A 22680-nucleotide genomic window follows, 5' to 3' on the forward strand; every position below is an offset into this window, starting at 1 on the left:
GGATGGAGATCCCAGGAATGGCGGGGGTTAGAAGGGCGCGAGGGTGGGCGCGCCGTCCGAGCAGTTCGGATCCGTCTTCGTCTCGGCGGCGACGGCCTCGCAGTACGGCGTCATGCAGTCCACCCAGGCCTGCGCGGACTCGGCGCAGCCGGCGAACTCCGCGTCGCAGATCTTCGACGAGTTGTTCTCCCAGCAGTCCAGGTGCGCCTGGAACTGGGCGTCGCAGCTCTCGAACTCCGCCGCCTGCGCTCGCGCGTTGAAGTCCTCCACGTCCGCGCAGAACTCGGGGCAGTCGACGTCGACGGACCGCTCGTCTACCTCACACGAGTTGGCGTTGCCGCAGACGGAATCGCACTTGCTGGAACACCCGGTGATGAGGCCCATCACGGCCAAAAGACCCGCGGTCAGAACCACAGCTCTCACGCTGACTCCTCCCAGGAGATTGTCCGGAAACGGACGTCATGTTGACGATCCCTGATTCCAACGTCAACCGAGGGCATCCCATATCGAGGGCCCTCGAGATCCAACTTCCGGAGTATTTCTCCCGGGGTTGCGCACCCCTGCTTCAGGTGAAGAAGCGTTGCAACACGGAGATCATCGCCACCACATCCGAGGCGGCGGCCATCTCGCGGATGGAGTGCATGGAGAGCATGGGGCTGCCTACATCCACGGTGCGGATGCCCAGCTCCGCGGCGGTGATGGGCCCGATGGTGCTGCCGCAGCCCAGGTCCGTGCGCGTGACGAAGTGCTGGGGCGTCACCCCGGCCTCGCGGCACAGCGCCGCGAAATGCGCCCACGTCTCACCGTCCGTGGCGTAGGACTGGTTGACGTTGGACTTGATGACCGGGCCGCCGCCCATGAGCGGCTGGTGCCTCGGCTCGTGGAGCGAGGAGTAGTTGGGGTGGACGGCGTGGGCCATGTCCGCGGACACCAGGAACGAGTGACGGATGGCGCGGTGGTACGCGTCCGCGCGTCCGTCCGAGTGGCCCAGCACCAGCCGCTGCAGGCAGTCCCGCAGGAAGGTGCCGGCGGCGCCCTGGGCGCTGCGGCTGCCGATCTCCTCGTGGTCGTAGAGCACGACGCCCCGGGTCGTCTCGCCGGCCTTGCCCGCGGCCAGCAGCGCGCTCAGGCCCGAGTAGCAGCTGGCCAGGTTGTCCAGGCGCGGCGCGTGGAGGAACTCGCCCTGCGCGCCCGAGCGCGTGGAGGGCTGCGTGTCGTAGAGGGCCAGATCATAGCCGAGGAGGTCCCCGGCCTCGGCGCGGACATTGGCGCGGGCCAGCTCCCGCACGAGCAGGGAGCGCAGCTCCGCCGGGCCCGCGCTCTCCAGGCCGAGCACGGGGACCATGTGGTCCTGCGCGTTGAGCTTGAGGCCGTCGGTGTTGACGGTGCGGTTGAGGTGGATGGCCAGGTTGGGCACGCGCAGCAGCGGCCGCTGGAAGTCCACCAGGTGCGGGACGGGACGGCCTCCCGAGAGCACCACCACCCGGCCCGCCAGCGACAGATCGCGATCCATCCAGGTGCTCAGCAGCACGCCTCCATAAACCTCCACGCCGAGCTGGTGGTAGCCGTGCTTCGCCACGGGGGCATTGGGCTTGAGGCGCAGGTTGGGCGAGTCCGTGTGGGAGCCCACCAGCCGGAAGCCCGCGCGATCCACGGGCGTGGTGCCCAGGTGGAACGCGGCGATGCTCGTGTCGCCTCGGGTGATGAACACCCGGTCTCCTGGCTGGAGGCTCCAGGGCTCGCGCTCGTCCAGCTCCCGGTAGCCGTGCTCGGTCAGGCGTCGCGCCGTCTCGCGCACCGCGTGGTAGGGCGTGGGCGAGGCGTCGATGTAGGCAAGCAGGTCCTTGGCCGCGGTATCGATGTCGGTGGGGCTCATGGCGTGCAGGCTAGCGCTCCCACCGCACGCAGCCACCGGAAAGGTGCGCCTGCGCGCTCGCTCCCGGCGCCCTTGTCTTCCAGCGCGCACACCGGCAGCTGCGCAGCGGGTGCGCGGACCCGGGTGGACGCGCAAGGTTTGCGACCCTGGTCCTCCGGACAGGAGGGTGGGACGGTGGCGCCCGGGTTGCAGTGTCCCCTCCCCCATGAGGACACCCCACCCCCACGCCCCCTCCCGCGAGGAGACGCTGCTGCGGATCCTGCCCGGCCACTGGCTGGCCCGGCCCGGCATCCCAGCCCTCATCGAGGGCGCCCGGAGCGCCCAGGCTCCGCTGGAGACCTTCCTGCTGGAGCACGGGCTGGTGTCGCGCCAGGCGCTCGTCTCGGTGCTGTTGGAGATGGAGGGCGCCAGCGGGCAGCTCATCGAGGGCGAGTTCGTCCAGCTCCGGCTCCCGCGCGCGTTCCCGCTGATCCGGGCGCTGGAGCTGCACGTGCTGCCCCTGGCCTGGCAGAACCACGTCCTCTACTGCGTCGCGGAGCCCGGGGTGGCCGAGGTGGAGCGGGCCAGCTGGGAGCGGCGGCATGGCTCCCGGCTCATCGTCCTGGGCACGACCGAGCACCTGGGCCCGCGAACCCGCCGTGTGTACGCGGAGCTGGAGCGGCTCGATCCGGGCACCCTCACCTTTCCCCAGTACCTGCGCCGACGGAACGTCATCGATGACGCCCGGGCCGCGGCCATCTCCGCCAATCCCACGCTCATGACGTGGCGGGCGCTGCAGGCCTCCAAGGAGCTGCCCGAGGCCGAGCTGTACGCCGCGGCGAGCACCTTCTTCGATGTCCCGCTGCTGCCCCGCGAGCGGCTGCTGGAGCTGGTGGAGGAGGATGTGCTGCGGCGCGTCCACCGGCCCTTCCTGGAGTCCATCGGCGCCCTGCCGCTGCGGGTCGAGGGAGACAGGCTCTGGCTGGCCACCGCGGACACGCCGGAGCTCCAGACGCTGGATGCGCTGGCCCATGCGCTGGACTGCACGCGGCTGCACTTCCTGGCCACGCCCGCCAGCATCCTGGCGTCCGTCCTCGAGGAGCTCTACAGCGGGGAGGATCCCCTCCACGTCCACCCGCGCATCCCGCCGCGCCCGCCGGATCCGAACGGTGTGCCGGCCATCGTGGACGCGCTGCTGCACGAGGCCGTCCGCCGCAAGTGCAGCGACATCCACATCGAGCGCTACGAGCGCCGCGTCACCGTCCGCCTGCGCAAGGACGGCAACCTGTGGACGTACGCGGACAGCCGCGTCACCCCGGACAACGTCCAGGCGGTGGTGACCAAGCTGAAGGTCGATGCGCGGCTGGACATCACCGAGCGTCGCCGCCCACAGGACGGCGTCATCCGCCGCCGCTACGAGCACGGCTGGGTGGACTTCCGCGTGGCCACCCAGCCCACGCTCTGGGGCGAGAACGCCATGCTGCGCGTGCTCCAGCAGGGCATGCGCGTGCCTCGCCTGGAGGAGCTGGGCGCCGAGCCGGGTGTGCTCGGGCGGCTGCGGCGCATCCTCCACAACCCGCAGGGGCTGGTGCTCGTCACCGGGCCCACGGGCTCGGGCAAGACGACGACGCTGTACGCCATGCTCCAGGAGCTGAACACCCCGGACGTGAAGATCCTCACCGCCGAGGATCCCATCGAGTACGTCATCGACGGCATCCAGCAGAGCCAGGTGAACGAGGAGATCGGCAACACGTTCGATCACTACGTGCGGGCCTTCATGCGCCAGGATCCGGACATCCTCCTGGTGGGGGAGATCCGCGACAAGGAGACGGCGCGGAGCACGCTGCGCGCGGCGCTCACCGGCCACCTCATCCTGAGCACCGTCCACGCCAACGACGTGTTCGGCGTGGTCCGCCGCATCATGGACCTGGGCGTGGAGGAGAGCCTGCTGTCCCAGACGCTGCTCTGCGTGCTCGGCCAGCGGCTGGTGCGGCGGGTGTGCCTGGCCTGCGCCGAGCCCTACACCCCCGCGGCCGATCTGGTAGCAGAGTTCTTCCCTCAGGGGGTGCCCGAGGGAGCACGGCTGATGCGGGGGCGCGGCTGCGAGGCCTGCGAGGGCACGGGCTACTCGGGCCGGACCGCGCTGATGGAGTTCTGGGAGCCGGATGACCAGGGGCGGGATCTGCTCGAGAAGGGCGCGGAGGTGTCCGCGCTGCGCAAGTCCGCGCTCGAGATGGGCTTCCGCTCGGTGCTGGCCCACGCCCAGCGCCTGGCCCTGGAGGGCACCACCTCGCTGGAGGAGCTGCGCGCCGTCGTCCCCTACGACGCCATCCTCCGCTATCGCGGGCTGCTCAGCGCCGTCCCGGTGCCCGAGAGCTCCGCCGCGTGAGGGGGGCTCGGGGCGCGTCCAGGAAGGTGCCGAGCAGCACCCAGCGCCGCGCCGCGTCCTCGGCGCCAGGCTTGGCCACCAGCGGCGTGGTGTAGTGCCAGAAGGGCAGCCGGTACACCGTCACCCCGCCCACGGTGTTGACGCTGCTGATCTCCGTGAAGTGGCCGCCCTTGGCGTAGACGAGCCACTGGTGCGCCACGGCGGGGGTGGCCAGGCTGATGTGCATGTCCACGTACCCGTCGCGGGCCTCGGGGTCCTCGGGGTGGTGATCATTGTGGGGCCCCGTATAGTCCCCGGGCCCGTAGCACAGCACCTGGATGCCCCACCGCCGCCGCAGCGCCCGCCCGCTCACCACGGACGCGAAGGCGCCGAAGCTCTCCGAGCGGAGCATGGCGGTGAGCCCCACCCGCTCCGCGGCGCGCCACGAGCGGGAGCGCCGGCTGCCCAGCAGGGCGGTGCGCACCCGGACGGATTTCGGCAGCAATTCCGAGTAGTTCTCCGTCATCCCCAGCAGGGCCTCGGGGGGGATGGGATCGTCCATCTCCGTGAGGGTGTCCCGCAGCTCCTCCTCCAGCGCCTGGCGGCAGGCGGTGGCCTTCCTCACGTCCACCACGTCCGGCAAGGCGATGAAGCGCTGAGGCGGCACCCGGAGCAGCGCCCCACAGGCCTCCGCATCTCGTCCTCTGAGAATCCGGAGGCCTCGAGGCGTCAGCAGGTCGGCAAATTCAGAGGGAAATAAGGGCATGCAACTTCCGCCCAGGCTGTCAGATAATGGTCCCAATGTCTCTCCCCACCTCCGGGGAGCCCTCGGATCGACCAGGAGCACGCCCATGAACCCCATCAGCCGCCGCCCTACCGCCCTCCGGCCCACCGCGACGACGCCCCAGGCGCAGACGACCCGCCCCGTGGCCACCGCGAAGACGACCGCGACGAACACGGTGGGCCAGGTGGGGCGCAGCAGCTTCGACGCTCCGGCCTCGCTGGCGCCCGCCAGGCCGATGCCGGGCGCGTGGCGTGGCGGTCCGGACACCGAGGTGGGCAAGGCCATCTCGGGGATGATCAACCGGATGCGCTCCTCGGACGCGGCGGGCATCCAGATCAAGGGCGACACCATCGAGAGCCTCTTCACCCGGGCCATCCTGGACAACAAGCACGTGACCAACGAGCAGCTGCTGGCCATCAGCCAGGTGAAGCTGGAGCAGCTGGCCACCAGCCCCGAGGATCAGGCCAAGGTGCTGAAGAAGGTCCCCAACGCCCGCGAGCTGCCGGTGCACAAGTTCACCGTGGCCATGCTGGCGGCGGCCACGGGGCTGGATGAGAAGGCGCTGTCCCAGGCCTGCCCGGATCTGGGCCTGACGGGCGCGCCGGGCACCCCGCTGCTCTACGCGGCGAAGACGGAGCGGATGCAGCGCTCCACCGCCCTGCACGACTTCACGGACTACCTGCGCGGCGCCGGCATCAAGGGCATGAACAAGGCCGTCTGGGGCGTGGAGAACCGCGTCCTCTCGGCCGCCGTCAGCGCGCTGGGCGGCGGGCGCTACTGAGCCCCCGAGCGCCGCGAGCGCTCAGAACGAGATTGACGCGCCCAGCCTCACCTCTCGGCCGTACTGCGGCACGGTGGTGCGCCCGAAGTCGGGGCTCACCGGGTTGGGGCGGCGCTCGTCGAGCATGTTGTACACGCCGCCGTAGTAGCGCAGCCGCCACGGCGTGAACTGGCCGGAGAGCATCAGGTTCACGTAGAGCGACTCCGGGACGCGCAGCCCGGTGGAGTCGAAGCGGGCGCCGGTGAAGACCAGCTCGGTGCCCGCCACCAGCCCCTTCCTCAGCACGGGCAGGCCGAAGCGCGCGGAGATGGCATGCTCCGCCGAGTTCACCACGTGCGGCTCGAGGTCCCCGTCGAACCCCTCGCGGACCGCATCCTCGGGGCTGTCGAGGCGGGCCTGCACGTAGCCGGAGATGCTCACCAGCTGCCCCGTCCCGGGGGCGTAGCGCAGCTCCACCTCCGCGCCTCCCAGGACATGCGGCCCGGAGTTCGAGTACCGGAAGGGCAGCGCCTGCTCCGAAGCAGTGCGGGCGATGTCGGCGTAGGCGTTGAGGAACACGGCCGCGATCAGGCTCGTCTCTTCGCTCACGGTGTGCGTGTGCTCGAGCGCCGTGGCGAAGTGGCTCTCCGGAACCAATGACAGCGGCGCCAACCGCTCGAAGTCCTCGAAGTCGTAGCGGAGCTCGCGCTCGCTGGGTCCCCTGCCCGTGACGCCCGTGGTGAACTTGAGGCTGCCTCCCTCGTAGGGCTTGCTCACCATCGCCAGCACCGGAGACAGGGTGAAGACCAGCTCGAACGGATCGTTGGTGTCGGCGCTCGTCACCCGGAAGGGGCTGATCCGCGAGCCGAAGTGGAGCAGGAACCAGGGCCGCGGCGTCCACTCATAGCTGCCGTAGAAGGTGAGCTCCGTGCGCGTGCCGCTGTACAGCTCGGCCTCCGTGCCGTCGCCCAGGCTCAGCTGGCCATCCAGGTGCATCGCCCGCCGGAGCGACGCGCCCGCGATGAGCCGGCTGGTGCTCGAGCGGGCCCACTCGAAGCGGGACTCGACGGAGAGCCCCAGCCCGTAGCCTGTCTCCTCTCGCGGCAGCACCGGGGCCTGCACGGGCTGGGAGCGCAGCGAGTAGTCCATGTCATCGATCGCCACCCGCGAGAGCAGGAAGCTGCCGCCCGGGAAGGTGTGGTCGTACTGCAGCGAGGCGAAGCGCCGAAGATCCGTGGCCAGGACGGGCTGGCCTTCCGTCCAGACGAAGCTGCTGGGGACATGCTTGGCCCGGCGGATGATGCCCGAGGTGAGTGAGAAGCCCCCGTACCGACCAAGGACGAAGGCGCGCTCCACGGACTCCTCGTCGGAGAGCAGGCCCACCCCCGTGGGCGCGGGAAGTGGATCTCCTTCCCGATACTGGTTCCCCGCGAGCACGACCAGCTCCGTGGCTCCGCGCCGGCCCGAGGCCATGGCCTGCAGATCGGTTCCGCGCAGGGTGTCGGCGCCCATGCCGAAGCGCACGTGCACCCCCTCCTCCGCGCGGCGCGTCACCACGTTGATCATACCGAGGAAGGCGGTGCTGCCGAAGACCATGCCCTCGCCGCGCACCACCTCGATGCGCTCCACCTGGGACATGTCGATCCCCAGGTCCATCCCGAGCGGGCCGTAGCCACGCACCACGTCATTGAGCGGGTGCCCGTTGAGCAGCACGAGGATCCGGGCGTTGGCGTTCTCCGGCCAGCCGAAGCCGCGCATGCCCACCGAGTCGTAGAGCCGGTCGGTCCACACCTGCAGGCTGCGCACCGAGCGCAGCGCCTCGGCCACCGTGCGGTAGCCGAACATGCGCAGCTCCTCCGCGGTGATGATGGTGGTCGAGGCGGGCGCGTCCTCGAGATGGATGAGCCGCTGGGTGGCGCCGGCCACCTCCAGCCGCTTGGGGCGCAGGTGGGCATCCAGCGAGCGGAGCTGCCGATCCTCCAGGTCCACCTCGGCCCGGAAGGGCTCGAGCCCCTCGTGCTGCACCTCCACCACCCGCCGCCCCGCGTCCACGCTCTCGATGACGGCCGGGGTGAAGCCCACCTCCCGGCCATCCACCAGCACCACCGCGCCGTCGACGTTGGCTCGCACCACCAGGCTGCCGACGCGCCGGGGCGGCGGCGGCTCGGCGATGAGCGGAAGGTGCACGGGCCGGAGCTGATCGGCCACCACCTCCACGTCGAGCCGGGTGGGCAGGAAGCCAGGGGCCACCACGCGCAGCGGCACCCGTCCCGGCCGCAGCCCCATCACCTCGCCCGGTCCGGTGCGCAGCACCTCATCGGTGTCCTCGCGCCGCACCTCGGCGCCCTCTGGCACGTCGCGGATCTCCAGCCCGCCGACGATCAGCTCCAGCTCTCCCGTGGCTACCACCTCGCGCCCGCGCGCCACGTCCACCTCCACCTCGCGCGAGCGGTAGCCCTCCAGGTCCAGCAGGATGCGATGGCGGCCGGGCTTGAGGGCCAGCGTCTTGGGTGTGACTCCCAGCGCACCGAGATCCCGTCGTCCGATGAAGATGGTGGCCCCGGGGGGCGTGGACTCCACGCGGACCAGCGCCAGCTTGGGCCGGAGGAAGGCCAGGGCCTGCTCCACGTCCGCGCGCTCGTCCGGCTCGAGCGGCTGCCGGGCCACCTCGGAGTAGGCGCGGAAGGCCTCGTCGTAGAGCTGCAGCCGCCCCAGCGTGGAGGCGATGTTCAGCTGCACGTTCCGGTTCGGCACCAGCCGGTTGGAGGCGTAGAACTCGGCGAGTGCGTCGTCGAAGCGCCCCTGTCGCTGGAAGGCCAGACCGCGGCGGAAGTGGAACTCCGCCTCGTCGGCCACGTCCGCCGCCCCCGCTGCCCCCGCCACCAGCGCGAGGAGCAGGATCAGCAAGCGCCTCATCGCTGCGCCTTCGTCTTGAACGGCGAGTCCTCCCTGGCGCTCTGACGAACCAGCCCGACCTCCTGGACCGCTCCGTCTCGCGGGGTGAGCTCCACGTCCTTGGACACGTAGCCCTTGAGGCTGAGCACGAGCCGGACCGGCACCTCCTCGTCACCGGAGAAGCTCAGCGGCGTCTCCCCGAGGCGCTGCCCATCCCGGAGCACCGTGGCTCCCTGGGGCTTGCTGTTCAGGGTGACGGTCGCCTTCTTGCGCGCCAGCTCCAGGGCGAGCTCGGCGTCTGCAAGCATCTCCTGGGTGCGCTGCACCGGCACCCGTCCCGGAGCCTGGATCGTCAGGTCGAGGCGCTTGCCGTGCTCGAAGGAGTGCACGAACGGCGTCTTGCCGGCGGGTGAGCCACCGATGAGGACCTCCGCCTCCGCGGGGTCCGTCGTGATGCGCAGCGTGTGCAGGACCGGAGCGGGTGCGCTCTCGGTCGCGGGCCCGGGAGCAGGCACGTTGGTAGCGGCCGTGGGCGAGGCCGGGCGTCGCGTGACGTATGCGCCGCCAGCGAGCAGCAGCCCCCATGCCACGCCGACCGCGAGCTTCCTCCCCAGTGTGCGGCGGGGAGGAGCAGGAGGCAGAGGCGAAGGCGTGGCGGGTGCTGGCTCGGCGGGGGGCGCGGACTGGGCGCGCTCGGGCGTCAAGAAGGTGCGGGTGAGCCCGGAAGGCTGCTGGCTCCCGCCCGAGGGCGTGCGGATGAGCGTCCCCTCGAGCCCGGACACCGGAGTGGTCTCCGAGCGCGCTCGGGAGCGCTCCTTGTAGTCGGGATAGACGCCGCGCAGGAAGGACGTCAGGTGGGTCTGCGACGAGGGCTGCTGGCTGCGCAGGAGCCACTCCTCGAGCGCCAGCGCGAGCTGACCCGCGGTGGCGTACCGCTCCTCCGGGCGCCGGGCGAGCGCGCGCATCACCACCGGGTCCAGATCCTCCGGGAAGGAGGGGCGCAGCGTGGACGGCGGCGCGATGACAGCCTCACGGGCGGCCTTCAGCGTTCCGGGATCCGAGTCGCGCTGGAGGACGCGGTGGCCGGTGAGCAGCTCGTGGAGGACCAGGCCGAGCGAGAAGATGTCGCTCCGGGCATCCAGCGGCTCGCCCTCGGCCTGCTCCGGCGACATATAGGCGAACTTCCCCTTGATCTGGCCGGTGGCGGTGGCGGAGGCACGCCCCGCCGCCTTGGCGATGCCGAAGTCGATCAGCTTCACCGCGCCGTCGAAGCTCACCAGCACGTTGGAGGGGGAGACGTCTCGGTGCACCAGGCCCAGCGGCCGGCCGCTGTCATCGGTGAGCTCGTGCGCGTAGTGCAGCGCGGACGCTGCGTCCGCCACCACCCGGCAGGCCAGCGCGGGGGGCAGCACCTGGCCACGCTCGGTGAGGTGCTGCTGGAGCGAGCGGAGGTCCACTCCCGGCACATACTCCATGGCCAGGTAGTGGGTGCCCGCGTGCTCTCCCAGCTCGAAGATCTGGCAGATGTGGGGGTGGTTGAGCTGGGCGGCGATCCGCGCCTCGTCGAGGAACATCGCCATGAAGCCCTGGTCCCGCGACAGGTGGGACAGGAGCATCTTCACCACGACCAGCTTCTGGAAACCCTCCGCCCGGTTGCGAGCGAGGTACAGCTGTCCCATCCCTCCCGTCGCGAGAGGCTGGAGCAGCTCGTAGTTGCCGAAGGGTTCACCCATGGAGCGGGGGATTCTAAGTCATTCCGGAGAAGTTCTTACACCCTGGAGGGAGGCCAGGTGCCAGGGGAGCGGCCTGACCAGGGGGGCGCCCTTTGAGCGAACCGGTTCCCAACTGGTATGACAGGCAGACCAGTTGGGCCAGGATTCGCCCGGCAGGGGGCGCACCTGACGCAGAAGTCGCTCCAGCCAGCTGCGGCTCACCCACCCGCGAGCCGCTGGCGGGCCACCTCGCGGCGCTTCGCCCGGGCCTTGCCCGCCACGCCCAGCAGGTACCTGTCCCGCTCCCACCGCTCACGCGTCTCCGCATCCACCTTCGGCCACCACTCCTCGAGCCCGCTCACCAGCCGCTGGCAGAGCTCCAGCGCGCCTCCCAGCGCCACGTGCACCGCGGGCGAGGACGGCTCCGCCTGTGCCAGCCCGCGCATCGTCACCGCCAGCGCGAGCGCCTCGTCCTGGACGCGCTCCGGCCAGCCCGAGCGCCGCCCCACCTGGAGCAACCATCCCAGGAGCGCCGCGTGGACATGGCAGTCCTCCGTCGTCCGGAAGGGCTTGAGGTAGCGCGTGTACCCATCCCCGGGCAGCACCTCCTCGGGAGACACCGCCACGTCGCGCAGCTCCAGCTCGGCGTGGGGCACCTCGGGCACGAACGGCGTGGGCGGCAGCTCGTTGAGGTGCACCCCCTCCCGCCGGGAGTCGATCATCACCACCCGGAGCCGGTTCCGGCCCTGCTCGTCCTGCCCCTCACTCGCCACCACAAACAGGGTCTCGGCGGCCGTGCCCAGCGTGACGAAGTTCTTGGCACCCGACAGCCGCAGCGGTCCCCCTTCCCCACCCGACAGGCGCGTCTGGATGGCGCTGGGGTGTGCCCCGCCCGCCTCCGTCGCGCACAGCGCGCCCCGATGATCCGGGCGCATCCGCGGGAAGAGGCACCGGAGCGCCGCGTGGTACCCCGAGGCGAAGGCGAACCCCATCCTGTCGGCCATGAAGCCGCCCGCCAGCGCCAAGTCCACCGGCGTCGTGAACCGCGAGGCCAGCCCGAGGTGCTGGCGCCACCAGTCCCCCACCGACTGGAGCGAGCCCGGCTGGGGAGGAGTCGTGAGGAGGAAGCGCAGGATTTCGTCCACCAGGGCACTCTAAGCCATCAGCCCACCTTCTTCTCCAGAGGAGCCCACCCGTGACTCTGCTGAAATGATGACGGAATTTAACTTCCGGTCCCCCCAGGTGTTCTGCTCCTGGAACTGCACGCTCATCCGACGATGCTCACCTCCTCCTGGAACCGGTCGCGCGCCCCCCTCTCCGCCCTGCTCATGGGCCTGCTGGCCCTGACGCTCACTCCCAGTGACGGCGCGGCCCAGCAGGAAGCGCCCTGGGTGAGCATGACGCTCGAGGAGGCCCTCTCCCGCGCCATCAAGGTCAGCCCCCAGATCGTCCAGGCCCAGGGCACCGTCCGCACCACCACCGCCGCCGAGAAGACCGCCTTCGGCGCCTACCTGCCGGACCTGTCCTTCAACGCCAACAGCTCCCTGTCCAGCAGCCAGCGCCTCATCCCCGAGACCGGCGCCACCGTCACCGGCTCCAGTGACTCCTACAGCGCGGGCCTCTCCACCTCCTGGGACGTGTTCACCGGCTTCCGCCGGCGCTCCGAGCGGCAGCGGGCCCAGGCGGACTCCCAGTCCGCGCAGGCCACGCTCGCCGGGCAGCGCTTCGTCGTGGAGCTCTCCGTCGAGCGCGCCTTCTTCGATGCCCTGCGCGCCGAGGAGCTCATCACCGTGGCGAAGTCCCGCATCGAGCGGGCGCAGGAGGGCGTGGGATTCGCCGAGCGCCGCCTCGCGGTGGGCTCGGCCACCCGCTCGGACCTGCTCCGCGCCCAGCTCGAGCTCAACACCGCGCGCGAGGCCCTGCTCCAGCAGGAGAACCAGCGCCTCACCGCCGCCCTGAGCCTGGGCCGGCTCGTCGGCGTGGACGGGCCCGTGGACCCGGCCCCCTCCGGCCCTATCGATCCCGCGCCCCTCAAGGCCTCGCGTGAGGAGGTGGTGGCCACGCTCGTCGCCCAGGCGCCGTCCGTCCGGGCCGCCGAGGCCGCCGTGACCGCCGCCGAGGCCAGCATCGGCACGGCGCGCTCCCAGTACTACCCCTCCGTCCGCCTGTCCGCCGGCTACGACTGGTTCTACCAGGACCGCGGGCGGACGAGCTGGTCCGTCCGGCTGGGCCTCTCCTACCCCATCTTCGATGGCTTCGCGCGCGACGAGAGCATGGTGCGAGCGCGGACCCAGGCCGAGGTCGCCCAGGCCCAGCTCAGCGACACCCGGCGCTCCGTGCGCGCCGAGGCCGAGCGGGTGCTCAGCCAGCTCCAGCTCGTCGAGGAGCGGCTGACCCTCAATCGCCAGGCCGTGGAGGTGGCCCAGGAGGACCTGCGCGTCCAGCAGGAGCGCTACCGCCTGGGCGCCACCACCATTCTGGAGCTGCTCACCTCGCAGACGGCCCTGGTGGAGGCGCAGAACAACCTCGTGGGCCTGCGCTTCGACTACGTGCTGGCCCGCGCGGAGCTCCAGTCCATCGTCGGGAGGGAGCTGTGAGCGCGGCCGGAGCGCCCGAGTCCTCCGCCGGGGAACGCGTCGTCTCCGATGTGGTGATCCGCGTCGAGAACCTCACCAAGACGTACCGGCTGGGCTCGGAGACCGTCCACGCCCTGCGCGGCGTCAACCTGGAGATCCGCCGCAACGAGTACGTGGCCGTCATGGGCCCGTCCGGCTCTGGCAAGTCCACCTTCATGAACCTCATCGGCTGCCTGGATGTCCCCAGCGACGGGCAGTACTGGCTCAACGGGCAGGCCGTGGCTGGCCTGGGCGAGGACCAGCTGGCGCGCATCCGCAACCGAGAGATCGGCTTCGTCTTCCAGAGCTTCAACCTGCTGCCCCGCGCCTCGGCGCTCGACAACGTGGCGATGCCGCTCGTCTACTCGGGCGTGCGCAAGCGAGAGCGCCGCGAGCGCGCCGCGGTGCTGCTCGACAAGGTGGGGCTGGGGGCGCGCAAGGACCACCGTCCCAACGAGCTGTCGGGCGGTCAGCGCCAGCGCGTGGCCATCGCTCGCGCCCTGGTGACCCGCCCGGCGCTCCTGCTGGCGGACGAGCCCACGGGCGCGCTCGACAGCAAGACGGGCGAGGAGATCATGGCGCTCTTTGGCGAGCTGCATTCCCAGGGACAGACCCTGATGCTCGTGACACATGAACAAGACATCGCCGACCACGCCCGGAGGATCCTCTTCCTCAAGGACGGCGTGATCGAGCGGGACACCCGGAGGCCGGCATGAACCGGTCGGACCCGCGAGGCGAGCAGGCGCGGACGGAGAGGCGCTCGTGAACTGGAAAAAGCTCATCCTCATCGTTGGAGTGCTCGCCCTCATCGGCGCGGGGGTCTACTTCGCGCGCGGTCGCTCGCAGCCCAAGACGCCCACCAGCCAGCTGCCCACCGCTGCGGCCAGGCGCATGGACCTGGCCATCGTGGCGGAGGCCTCCGGCCTGCTGGAGCCCATCCGCGTGGTGGAGGTGAAGTCCAAGGCCTCCGGCGAGGTGCAGAACGTGCTCGTCGAGACGGGCGCCCGCGTCGAGCAGGGCACCCTGCTGGCGGAGATCGATCCGCGAGACGTCCAGAACGCCCTGTCCCAGGCCGAGGCGGACCTCGAGTCCGCCCGGGTGCGCCTGCAGACCGTCGAGGCCCAGCGCAAGCGCATGGAGGAGCTGCGGGCCTCCGGGGTCGTCACCCAGCAGGAGCTGGAGACCTCGGTCGACGCGGCCGCCACGGCCCGCGCGGCGCTGGTGCGCGCCGACACCAACCTGCAGCTGGCCCGCATCCGGCGGCAGGACGTGACGATCCGCGCCCCGGTCGCCGGCACCATCCTGGAGCGCACCATCGAGCCCGGGCTGATCATCGCCTCGGCCACCTCCAACGTGTCCGGAGGCACCACGCTGTTCAAGATGGCGGACCTGTCCGAAATGCAGGCTCGCGCGAAGGTCGACGAGACGGACATCGGGAAGATCCAGCCGGGCATGGAGGCCCGGGTGTCGCTGGAGGCCTATCCCAACCGCACCTTCACCGGTGAGGTGGTGAAGATCGAGCCGCAGGCCGTGGTGGAGCAGAACGTGACGCTCTTCCCGGTGCTCATCCGCTTGAAGAACACCGAAGGGCTGCTCCGGCCGGGAATGAACGCGGAGGTGTCCATCGAGGTCGCCAGCCGCAATGGCGTCGTGGCCATCCCCAACACGGCGGTAGTGGCGATGCGCGAGGCCGCCTCCGCCGCCACCGCGCTGGGCCTGGACGAGGCGGCGGTGCGCGCGCAGCTCCGGCCCGCGGGAGCCCCCTCCAACGCGGGCCTCCCCGGAGGAGGCGACCCGTCCGCCGCGGGCGGCTCCGGTCCTCCTGGCGCCCCGGCGGCGGAGCCCTCTCCGGAGTGCGCCGCGCTGTTCGAGCGCCTCCGCTCGGACGCCGGTGTCCCGGCCCTGTCCGACGCCGATCGCGAGCAGCTGCGCGCGTGCCGGCCCCAGGGACTGGCGGAGGGTGGTGGCGGTGGCTTCCGCTCCCGGGGTGGAGGCCAGGGCCGGGGAGGAGGCAACGCGGACCGGCGCCCGGGCGTCATCTTCGTGCAGCAGGACGGCGGGCCTCAGCCCCGACGCGTCATGCTCGGCCTGAGCGACTGGGACAACACGGAGGTCATCAGCGGGCTGCAGGAGGGCGAGCAGGTGTACCTGGTCTCCGTGGCCCAGCTCCAGCAGCAGCAGCAGCAGAGCCTGGATCGCATCCGGCAGCGGACGGGCGGCGTCATCCCCGGCGCCGGAGGCGGTGGTCCGCGCGGCGGCGGCGGACGGTGACGCGGCCATGATGATCCTCGAGATCCTCTGGGTCGCCCTCGACGCCATCGTCGCCAACAAGCTGCGCTCCCTGCTCACGATGCTGGGAGTCGTCATCGGCATCGCGGCGGTCATCACCATGGTGGCGCTGGGCGAGGGCGCGCAGCGCTCGGTGGAGGCCCGGCTGATGACGCTGGGCGCCAACGTGCTCACCGTGCGCCCCGGCCAGTCCTTCATGGGCGGCCTGGGCCGAGGCCAGGCGATGCTCTCCGTGGACGACGCGGAGGCCCTGCGCGCGGCGCCCAAGGACATCCTGGCCGTCGCGCCGGAGATGGAGACCCGGACCCAGGTGGAGCACGGCAGCAGCAACGCCAACCTGTCCATCGTGGGCACGTGGCCCTCCTACTTCAACATCAACAACTACCAGATCTCCTCCGGGCGCCTCTTCACGGACGCGGAGGATCGGGGGCGCCGCCGCATCGCGGTGCTGGGCGCGCTGGTGGGCGGGCAGCTCGGAGGCGTCTCGGGACCGTCGCTGGTGGGACAGACGATCCGCATCGGCGGCGTGCCCTTCGAGGTGATCGGCGTGCTCGCGGAGAAGGGCTCGCAGGGGTTCTCGAACCCGGACGAGAGCATCTACGTCCCGCTGGCCACGGCCCAGTTCCGCATCATGGGCAGCGACCGCGTCCGCTCCATCGGCGTGCAGGCCGTGAGCGAGGACCGGATGGATGAGGCCATGGTGGAGATCAACGAGGTGCTCCGGCGCGAGCACCGGCTCCGCCCCGGGCAGGAGGCGGACTTCAACATCCGCGATCAGGCCTCGCTGCTGAGCACCGTCCAGGAGACGGCGCAGACGTTCACCCTGCTGCTGGCGGGCATCGCGGCGATCTCCCTCCTCGTGGGAGGCATCGGCATCATGAACATCATGCTCGTGTCGGTGACGGAGCGCACCCGGGAGATCGGCCTGCGCAAGGCCCTGGGCGCCCGGCCGAGCGACATCATGCTCCAGTTCCTCATCGAGTCGCTGGTGCTGTGCCTGGTGGGAGGAGCCCTGGGCCTGCTGCTGGGCGTGGGAGGCTCGTACGCGCTCCAGCGCATGGCGGGCTGGAACACCTCCGTGGCGCCCGAGTCGGTCCTGCTGGCCTTCGCCTTCTCCGGAGGCGTGGGCGTGTTCTTCGGCATCTGGCCCGCCCGGCGCGCGGCGAGCCTCACGCCCATCGAGTCCCTCCGCTACGAGTAGCCGCGGGGCCCCGCGCCGCCTACGCCCGCTTGCGGCTCCGGGAGGCGGTGCCCCCGCCCGTCTTGCGCTGGCTCCGGGCGCCCTGCTTCGTGGAGGGCGCCTTCTTCGTCTTCTTCGCCTGCTTGGCCTTGCTGGCCGTCTTCTTGCGCGCGCGAGCCGGCGGCTTGGGCGGCGCGAGGATGGTGCCCCGGCAGCTCTTCGCGCCACAGCGGCACATGTAGAGCTTCTCGGACTCCTCGTCCATGCCCTCGGCGCGCTCGTAGGCGTAGTCGTAGCAGAGCTCCTCGCCGGGCGAGATGTCCTTCAGGGCGTAGATGAAGATCTTCTCGTCCTCGATGAGCGCCTGGCAGTTCGGGTCGCAGCTGTGGTTGATGAAGCGCGCCTCGTTGCCGTCGACGGCGGCGTCGATCACCGTGTCCTCGTCCAGGGTGAAGAGGAAGGTGTGGTGGCGGCCCATCGCCTCGTCGTCGTAGCGCTCGTCCGCCTCGTCCTGGGTGATGTGCTCACCGGTGTACTCGATGATGCGCGCGCCCTTGCGGATGCGGCGCGTGGCGAAGGCGCCGCGCCCCTGGATGGGGGACTCGCGCAGCTCGAACGGGAGCGGGCGCTCGGCGCTGGAGGAGGAGGAGGTTCGCTTCTTCGAGGTGGAGTCAGTCATCGAGAACCAGGAGACAGCCGCGGGGGGATATACCCGGGACGAGACGCCTCGCCCGAGGCGGTGTACCTTGCCGCACTCGGACCTTCGATGAAAGGCGCTCGACGATGCGGCTATGGATTGTGCTGGGCGCGGTGAGCGCGTTCGTCTCGGTGGCGGCGGGGGCGTTCGGTGCCCATGGCCTGAAGGCCAGGCTCCCCGCGGACCTGCTGACCATCTTCGAGACGGGCGCGCGCTACCACATGTACCATTCGCTCGGGCTCATCGCGATCGGGCTCGTGGCCCAGACGCGGCCCTCGCCGCTGCTCTCCGCGGCGGGCTGGGCGATGCTGGCGGGCATCCTGCTCTTCTCCGGCAGCCTGTACGCGCTGGCGCTCACGGGCGTCCGAGCGCTGGGCGCCATCACCCCGCTGGGAGGACTGGGCTTCCTGGCGGGCTGGGCGCTGCTGGCCGCCGCCGTGTGGCGCTCCGGGAGCTGAGCCTCACTTCAGCTGCGGGGGGACCGGGTACATCAGGTCCACCTCGGAGTGGTTGAACAGGCCCATGGCCTCGCGCTGCACCACCAGGCACCAGCGCTGGTACTCCGCGTCCGCCCGGAGCTGATGGTACGCGGCGAGCGGCTTTGCACGCGCCGGCCCGGTGAGGGTGCGCAGCTGGCGCTCCAGCTCCTTCAGCTCGCCGAGCATCTTCTCCAGCGTGTCTCCGACACGCCGCAGCGCGCCCACCTTCTCCTGCCGGAGCGCGATCTCGATGGCCAGAGGGGAGTCGATAGAGGAGCGGGTCGTCGCCATGCGCGAAAACTAACGGCCTCCCGTGGAGCTGTCGACGGGCCGGGGCTCGGCGGAGATCGCCGCCTCTTGCTTCCCATCGGCTGCACTTATCGCAGGCACCGGCCGAGGGAGCGAGGGAGAGACTGGACCGCCGATCAGCAGCGCGGCCACGGAGGGATCCTTCTGGCGCTTGCGTAGCTCCATGTAGTCCTCGATGGCCGGCTGGAGGCCCACATCCTTCTTCGCCCGCTCGGAGAGGAACCACTTGTGCTCCAGCACCTGACAGTAGAGCTCGGAGAGGTCCGTCCCCTCCCTCACCGGCTGGAGCTTCTGGATGGTTGGATTGAAGCGCTCCTCCAGCCAGCGGAACGCGGCCGTGCTCAAGGGCATGCTGCGGTTGAGCTCGCGGGTGAGCGTGGCCTTGAGCTCCTGGATCTCGTTGAGCAGCAGCGTGGCCTGCCGCTCCTCGGCGACGATGCCCGTGAGGCTGTGGAGCTGGTGGCGGTGGTAGTTGCGGTCCGTGACGATGGTCCGCATGCGCAGGTGGTCGCTCTCGCCGCTGGCCACCAGGTCCACCTCCCCCACCGAGAAGCCGAGATCGTTCAGGGCGCGGATGCGCTCGTGGATGCGGTAGCTCTCCTGCGGGGCGACGGGGATCTCCTTGTTGATCTCCTCCCAGAGCCGCTCGTAGCGCTTGCGGATGTTGGGGCCCGTCTCGAACACGTCCAGGGACGGAGGCAGCTGCACCATCGCCACCAGGTCCGCCAGGCCCCCGGCGACGTTCTCCTCCATGATGTCCAGATCGTGCAGGCGCTTGCCGTCCGAGAGCTTGTCGTGCAGCTCGGACGTCTCCGCGTCCACCGCGTAGGCCTGCAGCTCGCCCGCATCCCGGCGGAACAGCGTGTTGGAGAGGGAGCAGTCCCCCCAGTAGAAGCCGCCCAGGTGCAGGCGCACCAGCAGGCTCGCCATGGCGTCCAGCAGCCGCTCTCGGTAGCGCTCCAGGCCCTGGTTCATGAAGAGGGTGCGGTAGGGCAGCGAGCCCTCCAGGAACCGGGTGATGAGGATGCTGCTCTCCTCGTCCTCGGCGGAGGCGCCCGTGCGTGCCTTCACCAGCCCCACGGCCACCACCGCCGGCAGCCCGCGCTCCTCCAGGCCGCGCAGCACTTCGTACTCGCGCTGGCCGACGCGCGGCGGCAGCTCCTTGAGGGCGTAGATGACCTTGCCGTAGCTGACGAAGAGCACCTCGTGGCGCGACAGGCCGCGCGGCACCTGGACCAGCCGGGTGCACTTCCCCTCCCACTCGGCGAGCGGCAGCTGCCAGGGCAGGTCGAGGAAGTCCGGGTGGCCCTGGCGGATCTGGATGGCGGTGAGTCCGTTGGGTGGCATGTCGCCTCTTCACGAGCGCGGAGGTGCACCCCAAGCATATTCTGCCCGCGCCCTCATGCGCGCCCTCCCCTCGTCCCTCGCCCTCCTGCTCTGTCTCGTGTCCACCGGAACGCTCGCCCAGCCGGCCACCCTGCTGCGCCCGGCCCGCGTCTTCGACGGCACCACCGCCCAGCCACACACGGGGTGGGTGGTGCTCGTGCGCGGAGACCGCATCGCCGCCGTGGGGCCCGCGGCCAAGGTGACGCCTCCAGAGGGCACGGAGGTCATCGACCTGCCGGACACCACGCTCCTGCCCGGCCTCATCGAGGGCCACTCGCACCTGTTCCTCCACCCGTATGACGAGGCGAACTGGAACGATCAGGTGCTCAAGGAGTCCCTGGCGCTGCGTGTGGCCCGGGCCACCAACCACGCTCGCGCCACGCTGATGGCGGGCTTCACCACGGTGAGGGACCTGGGCACCGAGGGCGCCTCGGACGCGGACGTGGGGCTCAAGCAGGCCATCGACCAGGGCATCATCCCCGGCCCCCGGATGCGGGTGGCGACGCTCGCCCTGGTGGCCACCGGCAGCTATGGCCCCAAGGGCTTCGCCGCCGAGTGGCACGTGCCCCAGGGCGCGGAGGAGGCCGACGGCGTGGACGGGCTCATCCGCGCCGTCCGGGGGCAGATCGGCCGGGGCGCGGACTGGATCAAGGTCTACGGCGACTACCGCTGGGGCCCTCGCGGCGAGGCGCGCCCCACGTACTCCGAGGAGGAGCTGCGGCTCATCGTGGAGACGGCGCGCGGCAGCGGACGTCCGGTGGTGGTGCACGCCGCCACGCCCGAGGGCATCCGGCGCGCGGTGATGGCCGGCGCGGAGACCATCGAGCACGGCGATGACGCGACGCCGGAGGTGCTCAAGCTCATGGCGCAGCGTGGCGTGGTGCTCTGCCCCACCCTCTCCGCGCGGGACGCCCTCGTGCGGTACGGCGGCTGGAAGAAGGGCACCAGCCCGGAGCCGGAGTCCCTGCGCAAGAAGCGAGAGACGTTCCGCGCCGCGCTGGCCGCGGGCGTGACGATCTGCAACGGGAGCGACGTAGGCGTCTTCGCCCACGGGGACAACGCGCGCGAGCTGGAGCTGATGGTGGAGTCCGGCATGGCCCCCGTGCAGGCGCTGCGGGCCGCCACCTCCGTCAACGCGCGCATGATGCACCTGGAGGAGCAGCTCGGGCACGTGAAGGAAGGGCTGCTGGCGGATCTCGTCGCGGTGCGCGGCGATCCCACCCGGGACATCTCCGCCCTGCGTCAGGTGCGCCTGGTGATGAAGGGTGGCAAGGTGTATCGCCGCGAACCTTGATCTGGGAGACGCTCATGGAACCTCTGGAGAAGGCACTCGAAGAGCTGGAGGCGAGCACCCTGGAGGAGCTGCTCGCGCGGCTGGCCGAGCAGCAGTCCCCGCGGGCCAGGGGTGAGCCCGTGCGGCCGCCGCGGGTCACCCTGCACCTGCGCAGCGGCAGGGACGTGCACGGCGTGCTGCTGGAACAGCGGGACGATCGCCGGGGTGGGAAGACGGTGGTGCTCCAGGCGCAGAGCGCGGACGCCCGGCGGCTCGAGCCGGATGCCCTCTTCGTCCGGCTGGAGGCCATCGAGGCCATCACGGTGCATGACCTGCCCACCATGGCCCAGCTCCCCAAGGGGGAGCCTCCCCCTCCGACGCGGCTCGAGCTGAGGCGGAAGCTCACCGAGCGGCAGGCCTCGCTCGCCGCGACCCTGGGCACTCCGCTGGAGCTGGAGGTGGACTGGGAGCAGCACGAGTCCCCCGAGGCCCTGGCGGCCCTCGACGCGCTGGGCACCCGGGCCTTCGCCGTGCTGGAGGAGCTGAGCCGGGAGCTGCTGGGCCTGGAGTCGCTGCGCACGAAGGTCCGCAAGGTGCGCCTGTCCGTGGGCTCGGCTGCCCAGGCGCGCCTGGAGCAACAGACCCTGCACCTCGTGACGCTCCAGGCGGTGCTGGGGTGGCAGTCCAAGGAGGACCTGCAGAAAGCCATCGAGAAGCTGCTCTAAGCTGTCCCCCCGATGCGTCCGACTCCAGGCCTCCGTCTCCCGCTCGCCGTGTTCACGATGCTCGCCGTGTGCGGGCTCGCGCTCGCGCCGCGTGCGTCCGCGCAGACGCCCCCGCCCGAGCGTGCGCTCCGCGTCCTCTTCATCGGCAACAGCTACACGTACAACAACAACCTGCCGGCGATGCTGGAGGGACTGGCCGCATCGGCCACCCCGCCCCTGCGCATCCAGACGCGCGCCATCGCCCGCCCCGGCGTGCGCCTGCAGCAGCATTGGGATCGCGGCGAGGCGCTCGCGGCGCTCCGGGAGGGCCGCTGGGACTACGTGGTGCTCCAGGAGCAGAGCACGCTGGGCCTGCTGCTCATCGAGGGCCGCCACGAGGTGAATGATCCGGAGCTGGCCTTCCACCCCTACGCCCGGCGCTTCGTCGAGGAGGCGCGGAAGGTGGGCGCCCAGCCGCTCTTCCTGCTCACCTGGGCCCGGCGGGACACGCCCGAGTCCCAGGCCCGGCTGACGCAGGCCTATATGTCCGTGGCCCGCGAGCTGGGAGCGCCCATCATCCCCGCGGGGCTCGCCTGGGCCCGCGTGCGGCAGGAGGATCCGAGCGGGGTGCTGTACCACCAGGACGGCAGCCACCCGTCCCCCGCGGGCACCTACCTCACGGCCTCCGCCCTCTATGCGACGCTGACGGGCCAGTCCCCGGTGGGCCTCGCCACCGTCCTCACCGGGCACCCGATGCCCGAGGGCGTGCTCAACCCCGCCAGGACGGTGACGCTGGCCTCGCTCGCGCCCGAGCAGGCCGAGCGCCTCCAGCGCGTGGCCTGGAGCACCTACGAGGAGCTGCGCCAGACTGGTGGCTATGTGGAGGTGCAGCCCCCCGCGTTCGCGCTGCCCACGCTCCCGGAAGGCCAGCCCCTGGAGCTGCCCGCCCTGCTCGGCACGTGGCAGGGGGAGATGCGCTTCTACTCCCAGGAGGCGGGCCAGTCCCCCGCCACGCTCTTCCTCACCCTGAAGCAGGCGGGGGCCCACCCGGGCGGCACCGTGCGGATCGTCTTCGCCAACGGCCAGAAGCAGGGGCCCTTCTCGCTCGAGGCGCTCACGCTGGAGCCCTCCCGGCTGCGCTTCTCCACCCCGCTGCTGAGCAAGGGCCAGGGCAAGGTGGAGCACGAGGCGGTGCTCACGCCAGAGGGCCTGGTCGGCATGGCTCGCTACGAGAACCCACGCAACCACGATCGGTACGTGGGGACGTGGAAGCTCCATCGCCCCGAGCCCCCCGCGAGCACCGTGGAAGTCCCGCCAGCGCCCCGCGAGCCACCCCCGGCTCCGCATGCTCCCACCGGGCCCTGAGCCTCCGGG

General features: G+C 71.1%; 19 protein-coding genes. 10 read left to right on the plus strand and 9 right to left on the minus strand.

Annotated elements, in window-relative coordinates:
• Positions 1-27: 27 nt before the first annotated feature.
• Entirely contained in the window at positions 28-423 is a 396-nt protein-coding gene (locus KY572_RS33855) for a hypothetical protein (RefSeq protein ID WP_224247806.1), read from the minus strand.
• A 142-nt stretch (positions 424-565) separates the two neighbouring features.
• On the minus strand, positions 566-1876 hold the full coding sequence (locus KY572_RS33860; protein WP_224247807.1) for a M18 family aminopeptidase: 1311 nt from the start codon (positions 1874-1876) through the stop codon (positions 566-568).
• A gap of 205 nt (positions 1877-2081) precedes the next feature.
• Here KY572_RS33860 and KY572_RS33865 point away from each other — a divergent pair, with 205 nt between their 5' ends.
• Entirely contained in the window at positions 2082-4244 is a 2163-nt protein-coding gene (locus tag KY572_RS33865; protein ID WP_224247808.1) for a type II/IV secretion system protein, read from the plus strand.
• On the opposite strand, the gene KY572_RS33870 is transcribed toward KY572_RS33865, so the two are convergent.
• Complete coding sequence (locus KY572_RS33870; protein WP_224247809.1) at positions 4207-4989, minus strand: hypothetical protein; 783 nt, start codon at positions 4987-4989, stop codon at positions 4207-4209. The two genes, KY572_RS33865 and KY572_RS33870, sit on opposite strands and share 38 nt — an antisense overlap.
• 85 nt (positions 4990-5074) lie before the next feature.
• Here KY572_RS33870 and KY572_RS33875 point away from each other — a divergent pair, with 85 nt between their 5' ends.
• The gene (locus KY572_RS33875; protein WP_224247810.1) at positions 5075-5788 is read left to right on the plus strand and encodes a hypothetical protein; all 714 of its coding nucleotides are present in this window, start codon (positions 5075-5077) and stop codon (positions 5786-5788) included.
• Between the two features lie 21 nt (positions 5789-5809).
• Here KY572_RS33875 and KY572_RS33880 read toward each other — a convergent pair whose 3' ends face one another.
• The 3 genes from KY572_RS33880 to KY572_RS33890 all read right to left on the minus strand — a co-directional run bounded on the left by KY572_RS33880 (position 5810) and on the right by KY572_RS33890 (position 11519).
• Positions 5810-8683 carry a PEGA domain-containing protein gene (locus KY572_RS33880; RefSeq protein ID WP_224247811.1) on the minus strand — a complete coding sequence of 958 codons (2874 nt, stop codon included), beginning with the start codon at positions 8681-8683 and terminating at the stop codon, positions 5810-5812.
• A complete protein-coding gene (locus KY572_RS33885; protein ID WP_224247812.1) occupies positions 8680-10395 on the minus strand; it encodes a serine/threonine-protein kinase in 1716 nt (571 codons plus the stop codon). Before KY572_RS33885 ends, KY572_RS33880 begins: the two co-directional genes overlap by 4 nt.
• Positions 10396-10592: 197 nt before the next feature.
• Complete coding sequence (locus tag KY572_RS33890) at positions 10593-11519, minus strand: acyl-CoA dehydrogenase family protein (RefSeq protein ID WP_224247813.1); 927 nt, start codon at positions 11517-11519, stop codon at positions 10593-10595.
• A gap of 132 nt (positions 11520-11651) precedes the next feature.
• On the opposite strand from KY572_RS33890, the gene KY572_RS33895 reads away from it, so the two are divergent.
• Genes KY572_RS33895 through KY572_RS33910 form a run of 4 tightly spaced genes read left to right on the plus strand, consistent with a single transcriptional unit; the run spans position 11652 to position 16479 of the window.
• Positions 11652-12971 (plus strand): TolC family protein, encoded by a 1320-nt coding sequence (locus KY572_RS33895; protein WP_224247814.1) that lies wholly within the window; start codon positions 11652-11654, stop codon positions 12969-12971.
• Positions 12968-13705 carry an ABC transporter ATP-binding protein gene (locus KY572_RS33900; protein WP_317987937.1) on the plus strand — a complete coding sequence of 246 codons (738 nt, stop codon included), beginning with the start codon at positions 12968-12970 and terminating at the stop codon, positions 13703-13705. Before KY572_RS33895 ends, KY572_RS33900 begins: the two co-directional genes overlap by 4 nt.
• 46 nt (positions 13706-13751) lie before the next feature.
• The gene (locus KY572_RS33905) at positions 13752-15260 is read left to right on the plus strand and encodes an efflux RND transporter periplasmic adaptor subunit (protein ID WP_224247815.1); all 1509 of its coding nucleotides are present in this window, start codon (positions 13752-13754) and stop codon (positions 15258-15260) included.
• Positions 15261-15267: 7 nt separating this feature from the next.
• The gene (locus KY572_RS33910) at positions 15268-16479 is read left to right on the plus strand and encodes an ABC transporter permease (RefSeq protein WP_224247816.1); all 1212 of its coding nucleotides are present in this window, start codon (positions 15268-15270) and stop codon (positions 16477-16479) included.
• A 19-nt stretch (positions 16480-16498) separates the two neighbouring features.
• Here KY572_RS33910 and KY572_RS33915 read toward each other — a convergent pair whose 3' ends face one another.
• A complete protein-coding gene (locus tag KY572_RS33915) occupies positions 16499-17137 on the minus strand; it encodes an SET domain-containing protein (RefSeq protein ID WP_224247817.1) in 639 nt (212 codons plus the stop codon).
• Between the two features lie 104 nt (positions 17138-17241).
• On the opposite strand from KY572_RS33915, the gene KY572_RS33920 reads away from it, so the two are divergent.
• On the plus strand, positions 17242-17613 hold the full coding sequence (locus tag KY572_RS33920) for a DUF423 domain-containing protein (protein WP_224247818.1): 372 nt from the start codon (positions 17242-17244) through the stop codon (positions 17611-17613).
• Positions 17614-17616: 3 nt separating this feature from the next.
• Here KY572_RS33920 and KY572_RS33925 read toward each other — a convergent pair whose 3' ends face one another.
• Positions 17617-17925 (minus strand): hypothetical protein, encoded by a 309-nt coding sequence (locus tag KY572_RS33925; RefSeq protein WP_224247819.1) that lies wholly within the window; start codon positions 17923-17925, stop codon positions 17617-17619.
• Positions 17926-17934: 9 nt separating this feature from the next.
• Complete coding sequence (locus KY572_RS33930) at positions 17935-19290, minus strand: DUF4032 domain-containing protein (protein ID WP_224247820.1); 1356 nt, start codon at positions 19288-19290, stop codon at positions 17935-17937.
• Positions 19291-19345: 55 nt separating this feature from the next.
• Here KY572_RS33930 and KY572_RS33935 point away from each other — a divergent pair, with 55 nt between their 5' ends.
• From KY572_RS33935 to KY572_RS33945, 3 genes are read left to right on the plus strand one after another with little or no spacing between them, the layout of a single operon-like run.
• A complete protein-coding gene (locus KY572_RS33935; protein ID WP_224247821.1) occupies positions 19346-20623 on the plus strand; it encodes a metal-dependent hydrolase family protein in 1278 nt (425 codons plus the stop codon).
• 14 nt (positions 20624-20637) lie between these two features.
• Positions 20638-21327, plus strand: coding sequence for a hypothetical protein (locus KY572_RS33940; protein ID WP_224247822.1), 690 nt, complete (start codon positions 20638-20640; stop codon positions 21325-21327).
• Between the two features lie 12 nt (positions 21328-21339).
• Positions 21340-22671: an SGNH/GDSL hydrolase family protein gene (locus KY572_RS33945; RefSeq protein WP_224247823.1), complete on the plus strand. Its 1332-nt coding sequence runs from the start codon at positions 21340-21342 to the stop codon at positions 22669-22671.
• Positions 22672-22680 lie beyond the last annotated feature (9 nt).

The sequence above is a fragment of the Hyalangium gracile genome (assembly GCF_020103725.1).
GTDB lineage: Bacteria > Myxococcota > Myxococcia > Myxococcales > Myxococcaceae > Hyalangium > Hyalangium gracile.